Annotated in this window: 22 protein-coding genes; 2 read left to right on the top strand and 20 right to left on the bottom strand. The window is 60.1% G+C overall.

The annotated features are described in order from the left end of the window. Positions 1 to 71 precede the first annotated feature (71 nt). The 14 genes from C4K38_RS06200 to C4K38_RS06135 all read right to left on the bottom strand — a co-directional run bounded on the left by C4K38_RS06200 (position 72) and on the right by C4K38_RS06135 (position 8969). Positions 72 to 608, bottom strand: a complete 537-nt coding sequence (locus C4K38_RS06200) for a tail fiber protein (protein ID WP_028681843.1) — start codon at positions 606 to 608, stop codon at positions 72 to 74. After that, positions 605 to 1339 (bottom strand): phage tail protein I, encoded by a 735-nt coding sequence (locus tag C4K38_RS06195; protein WP_053277664.1) that lies wholly within the window; start codon positions 1337 to 1339, stop codon positions 605 to 607. The genes C4K38_RS06200 and C4K38_RS06195 overlap by 4 nt, the downstream gene beginning before the upstream one ends. After that, positions 1336 to 2331 (bottom strand): baseplate J/gp47 family protein, encoded by a 996-nt coding sequence (locus tag C4K38_RS06190; RefSeq protein WP_053277663.1) that lies wholly within the window; start codon positions 2329 to 2331, stop codon positions 1336 to 1338. The genes C4K38_RS06195 and C4K38_RS06190 overlap by 4 nt, the downstream gene beginning before the upstream one ends. Then, positions 2328 to 2660, bottom strand: a complete 333-nt coding sequence (locus tag C4K38_RS06185; protein WP_053277662.1) for a phage baseplate protein — start codon at positions 2658 to 2660, stop codon at positions 2328 to 2330. Before C4K38_RS06185 ends, C4K38_RS06190 begins: the two co-directional genes overlap by 4 nt. Before the next feature lie 13 nt (positions 2661 to 2673). Beyond that, on the bottom strand, positions 2674 to 3282 hold the full coding sequence (locus tag C4K38_RS06180; RefSeq protein ID WP_053277661.1) for a phage baseplate assembly protein V: 609 nt from the start codon (positions 3280 to 3282) through the stop codon (positions 2674 to 2676). 3 nt (positions 3283 to 3285) lie between these two features. After that, positions 3286 to 3810, bottom strand: coding sequence for a hypothetical protein (locus tag C4K38_RS06175; RefSeq protein WP_053277660.1), 525 nt, complete (start codon positions 3808 to 3810; stop codon positions 3286 to 3288). A 242-nt stretch (positions 3811 to 4052) separates the two neighbouring features. Beyond that, positions 4053 to 4694, bottom strand: a complete 642-nt coding sequence (locus tag C4K38_RS06170; protein ID WP_053277659.1) for a hypothetical protein — start codon at positions 4692 to 4694, stop codon at positions 4053 to 4055. A 108-nt stretch (positions 4695 to 4802) separates the two neighbouring features. Continuing rightward, positions 4803 to 5051: a hypothetical protein gene (locus tag C4K38_RS06165; RefSeq protein ID WP_025806648.1), complete on the bottom strand. Its 249-nt coding sequence runs from the start codon at positions 5049 to 5051 to the stop codon at positions 4803 to 4805. 31 nt (positions 5052 to 5082) lie between these two features. Beyond that, positions 5083 to 5265: a Com family DNA-binding transcriptional regulator gene (locus C4K38_RS06160; RefSeq protein ID WP_081001459.1), complete on the bottom strand. Its 183-nt coding sequence runs from the start codon at positions 5263 to 5265 to the stop codon at positions 5083 to 5085. A 268-nt stretch (positions 5266 to 5533) separates the two neighbouring features. After that, positions 5534 to 6298: an N-acetylmuramoyl-L-alanine amidase gene (locus C4K38_RS06155; RefSeq protein ID WP_053277658.1), complete on the bottom strand. Its 765-nt coding sequence runs from the start codon at positions 6296 to 6298 to the stop codon at positions 5534 to 5536. A 166-nt stretch (positions 6299 to 6464) separates the two neighbouring features. After that, positions 6465 to 6812, bottom strand: a complete 348-nt coding sequence (locus C4K38_RS06150; protein WP_053277657.1) for a phage holin family protein — start codon at positions 6810 to 6812, stop codon at positions 6465 to 6467. 102 nt (positions 6813 to 6914) lie between these two features. Continuing rightward, positions 6915 to 7496, bottom strand: coding sequence for a DUF642 domain-containing protein (locus C4K38_RS06145; RefSeq protein WP_053277656.1), 582 nt, complete (start codon positions 7494 to 7496; stop codon positions 6915 to 6917). Positions 7497 to 7504: 8 nt separating this feature from the next. Next, on the bottom strand, positions 7505 to 7693 hold the full coding sequence (locus C4K38_RS06140; protein ID WP_081001458.1) for a Com family DNA-binding transcriptional regulator: 189 nt from the start codon (positions 7691 to 7693) through the stop codon (positions 7505 to 7507). 541 nt (positions 7694 to 8234) lie between these two features. Beyond that, on the bottom strand, positions 8235 to 8969 hold the full coding sequence (locus C4K38_RS06135) for a LexA family transcriptional regulator (protein ID WP_164486997.1): 735 nt from the start codon (positions 8967 to 8969) through the stop codon (positions 8235 to 8237). A 187-nt stretch (positions 8970 to 9156) separates the two neighbouring features. Here C4K38_RS06135 and mutS point away from each other — a divergent pair, with 187 nt between their 5' ends. After that, the gene (gene mutS, locus C4K38_RS06130) at positions 9157 to 11736 is read left to right on the top strand and encodes a DNA mismatch repair protein MutS (protein WP_053277654.1); all 2580 of its coding nucleotides are present in this window, start codon (positions 9157 to 9159) and stop codon (positions 11734 to 11736) included. Between the two features lie 142 nt (positions 11737 to 11878). After that, complete coding sequence (fdxA, locus tag C4K38_RS06125) at positions 11879 to 12202, top strand: ferredoxin FdxA (protein ID WP_007924025.1); 324 nt, start codon at positions 11879 to 11881, stop codon at positions 12200 to 12202. A 501-nt stretch (positions 12203 to 12703) separates the two neighbouring features. Here the strand turns inward: fdxA and rpoS are convergent. From rpoS to ispF, 6 genes are all read right to left on the bottom strand, one after another. After that, positions 12704 to 13708, bottom strand: a complete 1005-nt coding sequence (rpoS, locus tag C4K38_RS06120) for an RNA polymerase sigma factor RpoS (RefSeq protein ID WP_007924026.1) — start codon at positions 13706 to 13708, stop codon at positions 12704 to 12706. 106 nt (positions 13709 to 13814) lie between these two features. Beyond that, on the bottom strand, positions 13815 to 14648 hold the full coding sequence (locus C4K38_RS06115) for a peptidoglycan DD-metalloendopeptidase family protein (RefSeq protein ID WP_025806643.1): 834 nt from the start codon (positions 14646 to 14648) through the stop codon (positions 13815 to 13817). 209 nt (positions 14649 to 14857) lie between these two features. Next, positions 14858 to 15493, bottom strand: coding sequence for a protein-L-isoaspartate(D-aspartate) O-methyltransferase (locus tag C4K38_RS06110; RefSeq protein ID WP_169916052.1), 636 nt, complete (start codon positions 15491 to 15493; stop codon positions 14858 to 14860). A 41-nt stretch (positions 15494 to 15534) separates the two neighbouring features. Continuing rightward, positions 15535 to 16284 (bottom strand): 5'/3'-nucleotidase SurE, encoded by a 750-nt coding sequence (surE, locus tag C4K38_RS06105; RefSeq protein WP_053277653.1) that lies wholly within the window; start codon positions 16282 to 16284, stop codon positions 15535 to 15537. Next, complete coding sequence (truD, locus tag C4K38_RS06100; protein WP_053277652.1) at positions 16272 to 17330, bottom strand: tRNA pseudouridine(13) synthase TruD; 1059 nt, start codon at positions 17328 to 17330, stop codon at positions 16272 to 16274. The genes surE and truD overlap by 13 nt, the downstream gene beginning before the upstream one ends. After that, entirely contained in the window at positions 17327 to 17800 is a 474-nt protein-coding gene (gene ispF / locus C4K38_RS06095; RefSeq protein ID WP_007924033.1) for a 2-C-methyl-D-erythritol 2,4-cyclodiphosphate synthase, read from the bottom strand. Before ispF ends, truD begins: the two co-directional genes overlap by 4 nt. Between the last annotated feature and the right edge of the window lie 9 nt (positions 17801 to 17809).

Here is a 17809-nt window from a genome sequence, read left to right as displayed (position 1 = left end):
TCACAACGACACTTCCCATTCGGAGCCAAAGGACAGGCCATCGGCACCTGCGAAACCTGACTTGCTGATTTTCAAATGACCTTTTCTTCCAGCGCTCTCACACGAAAGAGCACCCCAAGCCCACGGGCCATGTTGTCGATGCTGGCCGCCGAAAGAGTGGCCAACTCCTCTGCCAGCAAGATGTTGAGATTCTCGGATCCCACCACTACCGTCACACTGTCCGCAGGCAACGGCGAAATATCCAGGGTGAACTTTTGCAGCACCCGTGCAGCAGCAGCCTTGTAAGTCAACAGCTTGCCGGCAACCGAATACACCGCCAGCAGGGTGCCACTGGCCAGGTAGAAACCGAACTCGCCGATCTCGTATTCGTCCGGACCGTCGAACAGCGCCGCCATCCGCAGCTGGCGCGAACCCAGGTCCTCGTAATCCACGATCGCCACTCGCTGGCGCTCGTTGCGCAAGGCGGTTTCCGTGCCGTCCGGGTTGTAGCGGCCGGTGCCGGCGCCGATGTGGGTGATCTCACCTTTCAAGCCTTGGTTCTTTGCCGCCAACACTTCATCCAGACCGGCGGAAGTGAAGCGAACCAAGCGCGTAATGTCTTCTGTCATAGCTGCGCCCTGAGGTCGTAGTCGTTAATGGTGTAGTGCTGGGAAACCCCGGCACTGTTAAACCGAGCGCCGAGCCCGAATTCAGGCAGTGCTCCGTCAAGACAGAGTTCGCCATCGCTCAGCGGTGTATATGCAACGCAACTCATGCTCAGCGATCCGTGCAGCTTGACCTCGGGCAAGGCCCCAGGCTGGCTGTCATCGCTGACGCTCAGGCCAGGATCGGCGCCAGCGGCCAGTCGCAACCCACCCGTGGTTTGATGGACGATGGTGATAGTGCCGTCGTCGCGCTCGCTCTTGGCGGCGTTGATGCGGCGTATCAAGCGATTGTGATCACCGCTGGACCAGTCCCGGACGATGATTGCCTGCACATCGAAGGTGTAGGGCTTGCCCAGCGGTCGCTGCTCATACCAGGCGGCGATGTTGGGCATGAAACCCAGGGATTCGACAGCGTGGCTCAGGGCCTTGTTGGTCCCGGCCTGCCGCTGGATCTGCCAGGACAGCGAGACGGTCAGGCGCTTTTCGGCCTCACTGGCCTCCGCGTCCCATTCGCTGACCCCGCGATCTGCCGCCAGATAAGGCAGGAAATACACAGGGGTCTGGGCAGGGCTCATCAGTTCGGGAAAGGGCGGATCCACACGTTCGAGCAAGCGGGCGAAACCGAGATCGAGTGCCTTCTCCAGCGCCGAGCTGTTGGCCGGCAGCAGGCTCAAGCGAGCAGTGTCGTCACTCATAAGATGCGCACCTCCACTTCAACCCCCGTGCAATACGGTGCCTGGAAAGCCGTGGTCACGATCGGTTGCAACGGCTCGAGAATCTCCAGCTGTACCGCACCCGCCGTATGCAGCGTGTAATCGATCCAGCTCGGATCCACCCGCCCTTCCAGGCGATGACAGCTGTCCGCGTAGGCCTGCAGTTGCCGCTGTGTGGCGACCTGGGTCAGCCCGGAATCGGGGCCCGGGTTGATCTTGGCCACCACGCGGATCTTGTAGGGTTTGATCTGCGCCGCCTGCACCGTCACCCGATCCGTTTCCGGCTTCACGTCCGGTCGGGCAAAGTGTCGGCGTACGCCTTCGAGCAGGTCCTCGGACGGCGTGCCGTCGCCTTCCCGGGAGAGCACGGTGACCTGCACTTCGCCCGGTGCGGTGCGGCGGCCGTTGCCATCCTTGACCTGAGCGGCGAAGCTGTCCGGATCGAAGGTGTAGGTGACGGTCACCACGCCCGCATCGGTGGAGTCCACCTTCACTGTCGGTCGCTCGCCGAGGGTGAAGACTTCGCGGCGGTACTGCATGCGCGAACCGGCGGCCGGCGCGTGGGGCGCCAGGTAGTAGCGCAGGCGGGCATCTTCGTCGCTTTCGTAGACCGCGGGGACCGGTGGAAAGGCCGCCGGGTCGCCCGGGTCGAGCAACTGCCGCTCCAGGCCCATGTCCGCCAGGCGCGCATCGAGGTTGCTGCCGGTGGCCCACCAGGCCAGCATCTGCTTGATGCGGGCGTTGTACTTGCGCTCATGGGTTTGCAGGCGCAAGCAGAAGGCTTCCAGCGCCAGGGTCAGCAGCTCGCTTTCGTTGGCCAGGCTGGCCTGTAGTTTCTGCGCATTGGCGGGGGAACGCTGGGCCACGTAATCGACGACAAAGGTCTTGAACTCGGCGAGCAGCGTCTCGAATTCTTCGACTGTGACAATGGCCGGCTCGGCCAACTGGTGTTCACCGGGTATCAGCATGCTCATGTCACGACCTCGAACGTCTGTTGGCGGTTTTTCCAGGTGCCGGCGAAACGCAACAACAGCCCGGCGCCGCGCCGGCTGGCGACTATGACCTGCGGCTCGAAATCGCCGATGCCGTTCTGCTCGTTGTAGAACGCCTGCGCGGCATGGCTTTGGGCGAGGATCAGCAGGTCATCGCCGAGGTTCTGGCCCAGCAGCTCGGGAATCAGCGAACCGTACAAAGGGCGTTTCTGCCGGGTGCCCAGCGGCGTGGTCAGGGCACGGGTCGCGCGCTGCACGAACTGCAGCCAGTCATCGACCGCGGCGCCGGTGTTTCTATCGACTCCAATCATGGAAAGCCTCTTATCAAGGGCTGATAACGCGGCCCTGGTGTTCCACCAAAGGGCCGCTGAAGTGGATGCCGGCGCTGTCGAGCAAGATGCCCACCGCGCCCAGCCGCAGCTCGATCGCTTCGGATCTCATCGCCAGCCGGGCGGGACCGATGCTCAACTCGACCGCCTCGCGAGAGGCGGTGAGCGCGGTCGGGCCGTTGCTCCAGCTCAAGACATGACCGGCATCGTCATAACTGCTTTGGGTGCCATCGGTATATTGGCGGCGGGTCAGCTCGGCCTGGGTCGACACCGGTGGAAAGCGGTCGCAGTTGAGGCCGAACAGCGCCACCGATTGAGCACTGCCATCGCCGCCACCGTAGTTGAACAGCAGGCACTGCTCGCCCACGGAAGGAATGCGCGATTCGCTTTGCGCGCCGGCACTGGGGTTGAAGAACCTGATCGCCGGCGTCAACAGCTCTCCATGGCTGACCCGACAAGTGTTACTGACCACATCGACCGACTGGCACACACCGATACGGCAGTGGTTTTCCGCGCGCCGGTGCAAGTCATCGAGTTCGGTTTCCATTTCGGCCAGGCGCTCGATGATCGGGCCCAACTGCATGCGCAGCAGCTCGTCAAACATGGCTCAGCCCTCAAGTACTTGGTATTGGTCGGGGTCATCGATGTTCGAGACTTCCCAGGTGCGGGCGAACTTCGGTATGCCGGTCGGGTCGTCCAGCAATGTCTGCCCGAGGTACAGCGTCTGGGTGAACGACAGCGTCCAGGCCGCGTATTGCTGATCGCCGCGAATCAGGGTCGAAGGCAGGCCCTCGAGGTTCATGGGCAGGTCGCACTGCGCTGCCGGTAGGCCCCAGCGGTTATCCGTGGCCAGGTCCTTCAGAGCACTCGCCAGATCGCAGGACTCGAACCCGGACCGCTCGGCCCCCACAGCCGCCACAGCTTGCAGCGAGACTGTCAGGACATGGGCGATACGCCCTTCCTGGCTGCGCATGCCCGGAGCATTGCGCTCGATCGCAATCAACACCCAGGCCTGGTCGAGCACGGCATCGAAGTCCTGGTGACTGCCAACCTTGAGGCCAAGGCCCGCCCCTCGCAGGATCTCGGCAATGGCGAAAAACAGTTGCGACGGCTTGTCGATGACGGCGGGCATAGGGGGGGCTTCCTGTTCAGATAGCAGGGTTGAGATTGCGCGGGGGTGTTGCGAATGTGGCGTGATATGGAGGGGCGACGAACGTCGGTTTGCCGCGTGTCGCGACACGACTTGATTGACTCGAGAAACGTGTCGCGACTTACGCTGGGGGCTCAAACAGCGTCGTTCTCAGCCGCATGGACAGGCGCACCCTCTTTCACCTGGAGCGCACTACATCCTGATGCGACGGAACATGACCTTGATCAGTGGGTGATCAGCATGTCGATGGTGCTGGAATCGCAGACGTAGTTAGCCTTCTTGTCGAGTACCAAATAAATGGCAGACGACTGGGTGACAGGCACTTTACTGGCCGAAAAAACAGCACCGGTGCCTCTGACCAAGCTTCCAGACTGAAGCACTGTGTCGCCCAGATTCAGGGACCAGGCCACGCCATCACCGCAGGAATCGTGGATGCTATTGACGCGCCCGAGGATGTTTATCTCTCCAGCCACGGGGCTCGCCCAGCGGATGACTGTCTGACTGTTCTGGCCAGGGTGAAAAGCAACGTTGCCGGCCGCGATCGAAAAGGTGCCGTTCGCGGTGTAGGTATAGGGTTTGAAATGAACCGACACATGAGCCCCAGATACCGGATCTTGCCAGCACGTCGCAGGCAAGCCGCTGCACGTATCGGCCTTGAAGTAGGGTAGCGCGGTGTAGTTTTCAGCCTTGTTCACCCCGGAAGAATTCTGCATGAACGACCAGGTAGAGTTCGGAGGAGAGCTCTCCTTCGCCAGGATTACATCCCTAGCCAGGTTCCAGGACATGGCGGTGTCTGCCGAAGCGTTCATGGCGGTACCCAAAAGCACCAGCAAGCCGAGCAGTGAGGCACTGACAACTTTCTTCATATTGGTTCACCTACTGAATCGAATGATTGGTTGCGGAGAACTCCGCTCTCATGTCGCTCACAGGCGATGGAGTTGAGTTCTCGGCTCTGAGATTCGAGGGCTAGACGCTTATCGCAACGAATCCGAAAGGGCGTAGCCCGACCAGGTCAGCTGATAAAGCTGCACACCATCGACGCCAAACCCGGTGTACGTGATATAGCCGGCATCAAGCAGCAGCTTCAGGTGCGCGTACTCGCTTTCATTGCCGTTGCGACCAAATTTGTTCTTGAAAACCGCGAGCGCGTCGACACCGCCGATTGGCGCGACAGTGCGGAAACCTTCCAAGATGTTCTTTACGGTGCTGGGGAAACGATCCATGTGTATCTCCTTAGAGTTGTCCCAGTCAGCCCTATGCCGAAAGGGGATCTGCAGTGTTAACCGCAGACAGGTCGCTCAAAGGCGATCGCTCGAGGCTCGTGGCCTTCTCATGATTCAACGTCCCGCATCGGGAACATTTGATCTGGAGCTCGGTAAACTCACCCACGCGGGCGAGAAGTCGTTTGCAATTACCGCATCTGCATTCTTTCAACATCTGCAAGTCCATTTGATTTGCTGCCATCCACCCCGCTCGTGCGAGCAGTGAAGGCCTTGGCAGGCTTGCAGGCTATCTCTGCGATCTGGCGTCTCTTTTGGGTGTTCATACCCCCTATTGAGTCGCCCTCTCTATTTTCCCGCGCTAACGAAAGCCCCGAACTTGTCGGGGCTTTTTGCATTCTTGCAGGCACAAAAAAACCCGACCCGAAGGCCGGGCTTTTTGTGTGGTGTCGCGCTGTAATAGCTGAACACCGGGCTATAAAAACTCAGGCGTACTTCTCGTTCAGCGCATAAAGAATCGCGCAGGTTTCCACGTCCAGTTTCCCGGTGTAATTCTTCGGCCTGAAGTGCATCTGGAATGCCCGCACCAGGGACTGGTAGAAGTCATCCGTTGCCTGGGCCGGCACGCCATAGCCGTAGGTGGCGAAGGCCTTGAGCACGTCGGCACGCTCGGGCAGCCCGGCAGCGCGGAATTGCTGGACGTATTTCTTCTTGGTCGGCTCGTCGTACCAGGCGCCAATCCCGGCTTTGTAGAGTTCTTTCCAGGGCAGCTTGGGGCCCGGATCGGATTTGCGGCCCACCGCGATATCGGAGTGGCCCACCACATTCTTCGGCGACATGTCCGGATAACGCTGGAGAATATTCAGGGCCAGCTGCTTGAGCGCCTCGACCTGGGAGCCTTCGTAATCCGGGAAGGTGAAGACACCGTTGACGTCGGTGGCCTCGTTGACGATCTCGATGCCGATGGAGGTGTCGTTCAAGCCGCTGCGACCGGCCCAGTCACTGACACCGGCATGCCAGGCGCGGTCTTCTTCGGCCACCAGGTTGAAGATTCGTTGTTCCTGGAAACCCGCGGCCTGATACGTCGGATCCTGCACCGCCGGGATCAGGTAATGGGCGCTCGCCGCGCCGGTGGTCAGGGCCTTGACCGACGCCTCGAAGTTCAGGGCCGTGTAATGCAGCACCAGAAAACGCACCCGCTTGTTGTAGGGTGCAAGGGTGCGATAGCTGTTGTAGTCGATTGGGATCATGGTTTGCCTCTCTTTAAAACGGATGGACGGACGGCGCTGGGCCGTACCTGGCGCCTCCCTGCCGGGAGGGCTGATTGAGCTCGTTCAATACGAGTACGCGTCCTGCGTCAGGCGGGTCTCACGGCAGCGTCGACTCAATGAATCGACGATCTGTTTTGGTCGTTATTCAGGAGTCCGAGCGGGAGTCCTTGGGCGGCACTTCGCACACACCCAGCCGCTTGGCCGCCCAGCGCTCGTAGAGCCCGATGGCCACGTCGGCGCCCGCCATGGCGGTCAGGCAACCGAAGGCGCCGGCGGTCCAGATCGATACGCCGGCGGCGTACAGCAGCATGATGGTCGAGACCCCGCAGATCACGCAGGCCCCGGAGCGCAGTGCCAGGCGCCTCAGCAGCAACCAGCCACGGGCGCCCTCCTTGTCGGCGCGCCACATTTCGCCGGACACCCCACCCACCAGGGCGAGGACGATGACAAGCCAGATCGGCATGTCCAGCAACGCTTGTTGCTCGTTTGTCATGTCACGCCTCCTGGGAGCGTTGATGAGTGCAGGGATTGAGTGCAAGACAGCACCGGGTCACCGGCGCTGTCTTCAACCCTGGAAAAGTCCGCTGAACGGGAGTTACAGACGTTCAACAATGACGTTGTCGATAAAGGCAAAGTTGGCGTACGGATTCTGCTCGTTGGAGAACGCCAGAGTCGTTTGCGTGGTAGTGGCCGTGAAGTCGTAGGTCAGGGTGCTCCACTCGATCGCAACGCCTTTGGCGGTCGGGGTATTGAAAGTGGCGGTTTGGCCAGCCACTTTGACCTGTACCACACCGTCGCCCGAACGACCGGCGAACTTCGAATTGCCGGCGCTGAACGTCAGTCGGTACTTGGCGCCAACGACAGTGGCAAAGTTCTGTTGAATGCCCCCGCCGTTGCCATAGACATAGTTCGCCAGGTCAACAATCACCAGACCATCCGCGGCTACGGAGCCGCCAATCGAAGCCGGCACGTTGAAGTACTCGGCACCGGACAGGAATGTCGTCCAGCCGGTAATGAAGTTGGTTTTTGCCGGGGTATCCAGAATACAGCTACCACTGCAACCGGGCTGTTCAAAGCTGCCGTTGACCAGCAGGTTGGCCGCAACAGCATTGGCTGCGGAGCCCAGCAGCACAACGGCGGCCAGAATGGGAGCGACGTATTTTTTCAAAACTTTCATGTGTTCACCTATGGCTGTGATTGATTGGGTCGTGCCGTCGAAGCAGCATTCATGTCGCTCACAGGCGATCGCTCGGGGCTCGCGGCCCTCACATGATTCAGCGTTCCACATCGGGAACATTTGATCTGGAGCTCTGCATACTCGCCGATCCGGGCGAGCAGTCTTTTGCAATGTCCACATCGGCAATCTTTCAACATCTGCAATGCCTTGTGATGTTCATCGGATCCTTCCTTTTGCATTGGCCATCCAGCGATGAAGCCTGATATGCCTGTGCGCTTCAGGTAGGCATTCCAAAAAGCCCGGCAATCCACCGGGCTTTTCAGAATGCGATCCTTCGCCTTCCTTTCATCCTGTGAACAAAAGGAAGCTGACTTTTCGGCGCTACTGGCGCGGTACGAGTCCATTCAAATTGTTTTTCCGACCGCGGTCCCTGCCCGCCGGATAACTGTTCACGGTGCTTTACGCTGCACACCCGGGTCAGTTGCCAACCCTCTGAACCGTCGAGGCCGGTTCATCGCTGCCTTTGCTTTTGCCACTAAAGAGCGGTGTTGCTCGCCGCTGTCGGGCGGCTTGGAACGAATAATATGCATGGATGCATATACAGTCAATGCACAAATGCATTTATTTATGCGAAAGAAATGCATGCGCGCATGAGAGCCGCATAAATAAAGGCGTGGGGGTTTTCCGCAGGCACAAAAAAGCCCGCTCGATGGCGGGCTTTGACGTTATGGGCTGCGGTTAACGGGCGTACATGCCCCACCAGAAGACGTGACCGAGGATGACGATCTGCTCTTCCTGCATTTCCTGGAAGCTGTAGTCCTCATCCGGGTGTTCGTCGCGGTTGAAGCTGCGCAGGCGAATACCGGAAGGCAGGCGATAGAGCTGCTTCACTCGCAGCTGGCCGTTGTGGTTGATGGCATACAGGTCGCCGTCGATGATGTCGCCGATACCGCACTTGCCGGCATTGACCCCCACCGTGGCGCCGTCACGCAGCACCGGCAACATGCTGTTGCCGCGTACCGTCACGCATTTGGCCTGGTCGAACTGCACGCCATTATGCCGCAGGCTGCGCTTGCCGAAGCGCAGACTGGAGCGCTCGCTTTCCTCGATGACGAATCTTCCTGATCCCGCAGCCAATTCAACCTCGCGAAGAAAGGGGACCGACACCTCGTCGTCATCGACGGGGGTATCGTCGTCCCACAGACTTATGTCCTTGAGTTCCGAATGCGGATCGGCCGACCGGACAGAGGCGACAGCCGCGCGCCCGCGCAGTTGATCGGTGCTCACCTGGAAGTACTCGGCGATCCGCGAGATGTGTTTGTCCGAAGGATCGACAATCTTGCCGCTGAGGATCCGCGAAAGGGTGGATTGAGGCACGCCGGTACGCCGATGGAGTTCCGTGGGGGAAATGCCATCGCGATCGAGCAGCTCTCTTAAGACGGTAGAAACGTTGCGCTTTTGCATAACGCGCATATTGCGGGTTATTTTCGCCGATGACAAATGCTAAAATGCATATTTCTGCATAAAACACCCGAAATCCAGCTGGGTTCATCCCTGCGAAGGTCGGACCGCCCATGGTAACCTTGCGCCCATCGCGAAAAAGCCGGGCCCATGCCCTCTGCTTTTGCCCACCCTTTCAACGAATCAACCTGACGACCCGATGAATAAAGCGCTCACCGATCTGTCCTCCCACACGCCGATGATGCAGCAGTACTGGCGCCTCAAGAACCAGCACCCTGACCAGCTGATGTTCTATCGCATGGGCGACTTCTACGAAATCTTCTATGAAGACGCAAAGAAGGCCGCCAAGTTGCTGGACATCACCCTGACCGCGCGCGGGCAGTCGGCTGGCCAGGCGATTCCGATGTGCGGGATTCCTTATCACGCCGCCGAAGGTTACCTGGCCAAGCTGGTGAAGCTGGGTGAGTCGGTGGTGATCTGTGAACAGGTCGGTGACCCGGCCACCAGCAAGGGCCCGGTGGAGCGCCAGGTGGTGCGGATCATCACCCCGGGGACAGTCAGCGACGAGGCCCTGCTCGACGAGCGCCGGGATAACCTGATCGCGGCGGTGCTGGGCGACGAGCGTCTGTTCGGCCTCGCGGTGCTGGATATCACCAGCGGCAACTTCACCGTCCTGGAAATCAAGGGCTGGGAAAACCTGCTGGCCGAGCTGGAACGCATCAACCCTGTGGAACTGTTGATCCCGGATGACTGGCCACAAGGACTGCCGGCGGAAAAACGCCGTGGCGTGCGCCGTCGCGCGCCTTGGGACTTCGAGCGCGACTCGGCCCACAAGAGCCTGTGCCAGCAGTTCTCCACCCAGGACCTCAAGGGCTTCGGCTGCGAGAACCTGACCCTGGCCATCGGCGCCGCGGGCTGCCTGCTGGGCTATGCCAAGGAAACCCAGCGCACCGCCCTGCCTCACCTGCGCAGCCTGCGCCACGAACGCCTGGACGACACCGTGGTGCTCGACGGCGCCAGCCGGCGCAACCTGGAGCTGGACACCAACCTCGCCGGCGGTCGTGATAACACCCTGCAATCGGTGGTCGACCGTTGCCAGACCGCCATGGGCAGCCGCCTGCTGACCCGCTGGCTGAACCGCCCGCTGCGTGACTTGAAGGTCCTGCAGGCGCGGCAGACCTCGATCGGTTGCCTGCTGGACGGTTACCGCTTCGAAAGGCTGCAACCGCAGCTCAAGGAAATCGGCGACATCGAGCGGATCCTCGCCCGTATCGGCCTGCGCAACGCCCGTCCCCGCGACCTGGCGCGCCTGCGCGATGCCCTGGCGGCGCTGCCGGAACTGCAAGTGGCGATGACCGAGCTCGAAGCCGAGCACCTGAGCCAACTGGCCGTGACCACCAGCACCTACCCGGAACTGGCCGCGTTGCTGGAAAAAGCCATCATCGACAACCCGCCGGCGGTGATCCGCGACGGCGGCGTGCTGAAGACCGGCTACGACTCCGAGCTGGACGAACTGCAATCGCTGAGCGAAAACGCCGGCCAGTTCCTCATCGACCTGGAAGCCCGGGAAAAGGCCCGTACCGGCCTGGCCAACCTGAAAGTCGGCTACAACCGGATTCACGGCTACTTCATCGAACTGCCAAGCAAACAGGCGGAACAGGCCCCGGCGGACTACATCCGGCGCCAGACCCTCAAAGGCGCCGAACGCTTTATCACCCCGGAGCTCAAGGCTTTCGAGGATAAGGCGCTGTCCGCCAAGAGCCGCGCGCTGGCTCGCGAGAAGATGCTCTACGAAGCCTTGCTGGAAACCCTGATCGGTCACCTGCCGCCCCTGCAGGACACCGCCGGTGCCCTGGCCGAGCTGGACGTGCTGAGCAACCTGGCCGAGCGAGCGCTGAATCTCGACCTCAATTGCCCGCGTTTCGTCAGCGAGCCCTGCATGCGCATCACCCAGGGCCGCCACCCGGTGGTCGAGCAGGTCCTGACCACGCCGTTCGTGGCCAACGACCTGAGCCTGGACGATCAAACCCGGATGCTGGTGATCACTGGCCCGAACATGGGGGGTAAATCCACTTATATGCGGCAAACCGCACTGATCGTGCTGCTGGCCCATATCGGCAGCTTCGTGCCGGCGGCGAGCTGCGAGCTGTCGCTGGTGGATCGGATCTTTACCCGGATCGGCTCCAGTGATGACCTGGCCGGTGGTCGTTCCACCTTCATGGTGGAAATGAGCGAAACCGCCAACATCCTGCATAACGCCACCGAGCGCAGCCTGGTGCTGATGGACGAAGTGGGTCGCGGCACCAGTACCTTCGATGGTCTGTCCCTGGCCTGGGCTGCGGCAGAACGTCTCGCCCAGCTGCGGGCGTACACCCTGTTCGCCACCCACTACTTCGAGCTCACCGTCCTGCCGGAAAGCGAACCTCTGGTCGCCAACGTGCACCTCAACGCCACCGAGCACAACGAACGCATCGTGTTCCTGCACCATGTGCTGCCAGGTCCTGCCAGCCAGAGCTATGGCCTGGCCGTGGCCCAGCTGGCGGGGGTTCCGAGCGATGTGATCGTCCGTGCCCGCGAGCACCTGAGTCGCCTGGAGACCACCAGCCTGCCCCATGAAGCGCAGTCTCCGGTATCGGGCAAGGCTTCAGTCCCGCAGCAAAGCGACATGTTCGCCAGCCTGCCGCACCCGGTCCTCGATGACCTGGCCAAGCTCGATCTGGATGACATGACCCCGCGCAAGGCACTGGAAATGCTCTATACATTGAAGACACGCATCTAACGCTGATGCTTTCAAGCTGTTAGAATCTCGCGCGGTTTGGGATGCTGCGGACTATTAGCCTGGTCCGCAGACTATCGCTCCCGAACCTGGCGACCCCGTCCTGAAGGGGCTCCGCTGCCGCCGCCTGAGGAGAGAATTAGAAATGACCTTCGTCGTCACCGACAACTGCATCAAGTGCAAGTACACCGACTGCGTAGAAGTCTGTCCGGTGGACTGCTTTTACGAAGGCCCGAACTTCCTGGTGATTCACCCGGATGAGTGCATTGACTGCGCGCTGTGCGAGCCTGAATGCCCCGCTGTAGCGATCTTCTCCGAGGACGAAGTTCCGGAAGAGATGCAGGAATTCATTCAGTTGAACGTTGAGCTGGCCGAGATCTGGCCCAATATCACTGAAAAGAAAGATTCCCTGCCCGATGCCGAAGAGTGGGATGGCGTCAAAGGCAAGATCAAAGATCTCGAACGCTGATCACCTCGCGTTCCCCAAAAAGGCCCCTTGTGGGCCTTTTTGCTGTTCCGGATTCATTTTTACGCAGGCAAAAAAAAGGGGCGGTATGACCCGCCCACCTTTTTTCCCTAGTCCCTGTGTTCCTTTTCATCGTCCTGATGAATCGCGTCCTGCGATGTCCTGACCATCATCCTTGATGGCTGTGTCTATCCGTCGACACAGGGCTGATATTAGAGAGTTTCCATGACAGAGCAATGGCACTGACAGCCAGAAAAAGTGTCGAGTACAGCTCTGAAACTTAAAATAATCCCTTATTAATCAACTAGATAACTAAAAACCTCAGGCTAAACAGACAACTTTCATACCGCATAAAAACCGAACACTTACGAAAGAGTAAGCCTTTACTTACATGCTCTTTCAGCTATTGAACATCCGCCTGCGAATTTCATCTGATGCCTATCGATCCCCCAATAAAAAGCCCCGAACCTGTCGGGGCTTTTCACGGCAGGATTGCTCGTACCGTTACTGGAACAGCGACTCGCTGGACAGGCCATTCTTCTCGAGGATCTCACGCAGACGCTTGAGACCTTCGACCTGGATCTGGCGTACCCGCTCTCGGGTAAGCCCGATCTCCAGGCCCACATCTTCCAGGGTGCTGCTCTCATGGCCGCGCAAGCCGAAGCGGCGAACCACCACTTCACGCTGCTTGTCGGTCAATTCGGAAAGCCACTGATCGATGCTTTGCGACAGGTCGTCATCCTGTAGCAGCTCGCACGGATCGGTAGGGCGATCGTCGGTGAGGGTGTCCAGCAGGGTTTTATCCGAATCCGGACCCAGCGAGACGTCGACTGAAGAAACCCGCTCGTTCAAGCCCAGCATGCGCTTGACCTCACCTACCGGTTTCTCCAGCAGGTTGGCGATTTCTTCAGGGGAGGGTTCATGGTCGAGTTTCTGTGTCAGCTCCCGTGCTGCCCGCAGGTAGACGTTGAGCTCTTTGACCACATGAATCGGCAGCCGGATAGTCCGGGTCTGATTCATGATTGCCCGTTCGATGGTTTGACGGATCCACCAGGTGGCATAGGTCGAGAAGCGGAAACCGCGCTCCGGATCGAACTTCTCCACCGCCCGGATCAAACCGAGGTTGCCCTCTTCGATCAGGTCCAGCAGCGAAAGCCCACGATTGACATAACGTCGGGCGATTTTCACCACCAGACGCAGGTTGCTTTCAATCATGCGCTTGCGCCCGGCCGGATCACCACTTTGCGACAGACGCGCAAAATGAACTTCTTCTTCCGGAGAGAGCAATGGGGAAAAGCCGATTTCATTGAGGTACAGCTGCGTTGCGTCGAGCGCTCGCGTGTAATCAATGTACTTGTGTTGTTTCAGTGAAGCGGAGTGTTTGGATTTGGCACGAACTGAAGGTACAGCAGATCCCTCATTCGACATCGAATCAGTGGCGATATCCGTCTCCATAAGGAGAACTTCATCGTCGATGTCAAACTCCGGCACTTCTTTACTGAGAGCCATTGTTATAGTCCTTTGGTGAGTTCGACCTCAGGCTCAAGCGACGCCTTTATCCTTGGCAACGCTGGAACCTGTTCCCTCTACGTGACGGAACAGGCTTGGTAACGGATCAACGACGTGGCAGGAATTGCAGCGGATCCACAGGTTTACCTTGTCGGCGAATCTCAAAGTGCAGTTTCACCCGGTCTGTACCAGTTGATCCCATTTCGGCAATTGTCTGTCCGACTTTGACCTGCTGCCCCTCCCGAACCAACAGCCTACGGTTGTGGCCGTAAGCACTGACGTAGGTATCGCTGTGTTTGATGATGACCAGTTCGCCGTAGCCCCTTAAGCCACTCCCGGCGTAAACCACCGTCCCATCAGACGCAGCTAAAACAGGCTGTCCCAAATCCCCGGCGATATCAATGCCTTTATTCAAACTACCGTTTGAAGAGAATTTTCCAATCAGAATACCGTTCGCAGGCCAGCCCCAGCCCTTTGGCGCGGGGCCTGCAGGCGGTAATGGAGCCGGCGCGGGCTGGCTCGCAATCGTTGGCGCGGCCCCTGCCGGACGACGAATTACCGTGGTTTTACTTGAAGAAGATGCACTGGAAGCCGACTTTGTAACCACCGCTGTCGGTGCCGAACCCGAGCGACCGTCGAAGCGGATGGTCTGCCCCGGGTGAATGGTGTACGGCTCGGCAATATTGTTGCGCGCGGCCAGGGCCTTGTAGTCCCAGCCATAACGAAAGGCGATCGAGAACAGGGTGTCGCCGCGACGAACCGTGTATTGCCCGGTGGTCACCGTCGGGCGCTGCGGTACCGCACTCGTACGATCGACGACCCGGGCGCTGCTCGACTTATTGCTCGAACACCCGACCAACAGAGAACTCAAGACAAGGCCAATCACCAGTCGCTGAAAGCTTGTTGTACCCATACGCTGCGCAATGACTGTGAGACTCACCCGCCGCTCCCTTTGTGGTGGTTGAAGATAAATAGTGCCTGGCTAAGGCATGAAATGTCGCAAGTATAACCGGCCATCCGCGCTTTACTCCCGGCAAAGCGAAATCGGCAGGTACTGGCTTATCGATCAGGGTTCAACGTTACTTAACCGATTGATCAAGCTGTAAGACCAAGCCGATCAAACAGAATTCACCCGTTCCAAACAAATGCTCAGGCCAACGGCCCGTTGAGCAAGGGAACGAAGCGAACCGCGCCGAGAACCTGCCGCGAAAACCCCTGCTCTTCACGAATGACCAGCATCAGTTGCTGTACTTCGCCGGCACCGACCGGAATCACCATCCGCCCCCCCGGCGCCAATTGGTCCAGCAGGGCCTGAGGGATGTCGGTGGCGACCGCCGTCACGATGATCCCGTTGTACGGCGCCAGCGCCGGCCAGCCTTCCCAGCCGTCGCCCCAGCGGAATACCACGTTGCGCAGGTTCAGCTCGACCAGACGTTCCTTGGCCCGGTCCTGCAACACCTTGATGCGCTCGACCGAGAACACCCGCTCCACCAGCTGCGACAACACCGCCGTCTGGTAACCCGAGCCGGTGCCGATCTCCAGCACCTTGTCCAACGGGCCGGCCGCCAGCAGTAGTTCGCTCATGCGCGCCACCATATAAGGCTGCGAGATCGTCTGGTTGTGCCCGATCGGCAAGGCCGTGTCTTCATAGGCCCGATGCGCCAGGGCCTCGTCGACGAACAGATGCCGCGGCGTACGCCGAATGACTTCCAGCACCTGGGTGTTGGACAGGCCTTCATCGTAAAGACGCTGGATCAAGCGTTCGCGGGTACGCTGGGAAGTCATCCCGATACCGCGACGCAGCAAATCGTCCTGTTCGCGAGCCATCAGCGCAGCCCCTCCAGCCAGCCATCAAGACTTCTGAAAGCATCGTTGAAGGTGCGATCGAGCTGCAACGGCGTGACCGAGACATAACCCTGCATGATGGCGTGGAAGTCAGTCCCCGGGCCGCCGTCCTCGGCATCCCCCGCCGCGGCGATCCAGTAACCGGCCTTGCCGCGAGGATCGACCGTCTTCATCGGCGCCGCCGCACGGGCACGGTGGCCCAGGCGGGTCAGCTGAATGCCGCGAATGTGGTCGAGGGGCAGATTGGGAATGTTCACGTTCAGCACGGTACGTGGTGGAAGGTTCAGCTGCCCATGGGCCTCGACCAGTTTGCGGGCGAAATAGGCAGCCGTCGGCAGATTATCCACCTGACGCGAGACAAACGAAAAGGCAAATGCCGGAAGCCCCAGAAAACGCCCTTCCAGGGCCGCGGCGACAGTGCCGGAATACAGCACGTCGTCACCCAGGTTCGCCCCGAGGTTGATTCCGGATACGACCATGTCCGGATCGCGTTCCAGCAGCCCGTTGAGGCCCAGGTGCACGCAGTCGGTGGGGGTGCCATTGATACTGATGAAACCGTTACTCAAGGTGTGCGGGTGCAACGGCCGGTCGAGCGTCAGCGAGCTGCTGGCGCCGCTTTTGTCCTGGTCCGGGGCGATCACCACACACTCGGCGTAATCCGCCAGCGCAGCATGAAGCGCGGCGAGACCGGGTGCTGTTACACCATCGTCGTTAGAAATCAGAATACGCATGGGCTGTCCGTCTGCCCCACCGGCACCAGATCGACGAGTTCACGCACCAATACGGTGGCGAAGCATCCGGCCGGCAGGACGAATTCCAGTTGCAGAATGTCAGGCTCGGGATAATGCCACGTCAACCCGCCAATGGGCAGCCGCAGGATGCGACGTTCGTGGCTCATTCCGGCTTTAATCAACCAATCGCGCAGATCCGCTTCGTCGGCAGCCACCTGCTGTTCCAGCAGATGAGTCGCCCCGCCGGCAGGCGACTCGCCTTCACCCCACTGCGGGCCGGTCGGGTGCAAGTCGAGGATGTCCAGGCGCGGATCGCTGCATTCGGCTTCGCCGGCCGGGAAAAAACTGCGGCTGTCGGTGAAGGCCAGCAGGTCGCCGACCTGGGCCCGCTGCCAACTGCCATCGGCCACTCGCGCCGCCAATACCCGGTTGAACAGGTAACTGCGCGCGGTGGAAAGCAGCCGCGAACGCACGTTGCGCTGTTCCGGCAAGGCATTGCGGGCGGCCCAATCGCGGGCATCGACCAGGTTGCCACCGTTATGGCCAAAACGTTGGGCGCCGAAGTAATTGGGAATGCCCTGTTTGGCGATCGATTGCAGGCGTTCTTCGATCCCCGCCTTGTCTGCCTTCAATTCGGTCAGGCGCAAGGTAAAGCCGTTGGCCGCGTGGGCGCCGCGTTGCAGCTTGCGCTTGTGGCGGGTCAGCCTGAGGATCTTCAGCGTGTCGTTTTCAGCAGCCGACAGATCGGGGTCGGCCTTACCGGGCAACTGCACGCTGAACCACTGCCGGGTCAGCGCCTGGCGATCCTTCAAGCCGGCATAGCTGACGGTGCGCAACGGCACACCCGCGGCCTTGGCAATCCGCCGCGCCGCTTCTTCAGTGTTCAGGCCGCGCTTTTCCACCCACAACCACAGGTGTTCGCCTTCGCCGGTCAGGGGAATGTCGAGGACTTCGTCGACCTGGAAGTCTTCAGCGGTGGCCTTCAGTACCGCGCTGCCCAAGGCTTCGCCATAGGCCCGCGGGCCCAACAGTTGCAGTTCGTTCATGCGCGCAGCAACAAGGCAACGGAATGCACGGCGATGCCTTCTTCGCGCCCGACGAAGCCGAGCTTTTCGGTGGTGGTGGCCTTGACGTTCACTTGATCCAACTCGACTTGCAGATCCGCGGCAATCAGCGCGCGCATCGTTTCAATATGGGGAGCCATCTTCGGCGCCTGGGCCACGATGGTGTTATCGACGTTGCCGACCTTCCAGCCCTTGGCATGGATCAGTGCGACGACATGACGCAACAGCGCGCGGCTGTCGGCGCCCTTGAACTGCGGATCGGTGTCCGGGAAATGTTTGCCGATGTCGCCCAGTGCGGCTGCCCCCAGCAAGGCATCGCTCAGAGCGTGCAACAGCACGTCGCCGTCGGAGTGGGCGAGCAGCCCGAAGCTGTGTGCAATACGCACACCGCCCAGAGTGATGAAGTCGCCTTCAGCGAAACGGTGCACATCGTAGCCGTGGCCAATACGCATAAAAAAACG

Source organism: Pseudomonas chlororaphis subsp. piscium, from assembly GCF_003850345.1.
GTDB classification, from domain to species: domain Bacteria; phylum Pseudomonadota; class Gammaproteobacteria; order Pseudomonadales; family Pseudomonadaceae; genus Aquipseudomonas; species Aquipseudomonas piscium.
The sequence above is the reverse complement of the archived record's forward strand: the minus strand, read 5'-3'. Positions and strand labels throughout refer to the sequence as shown.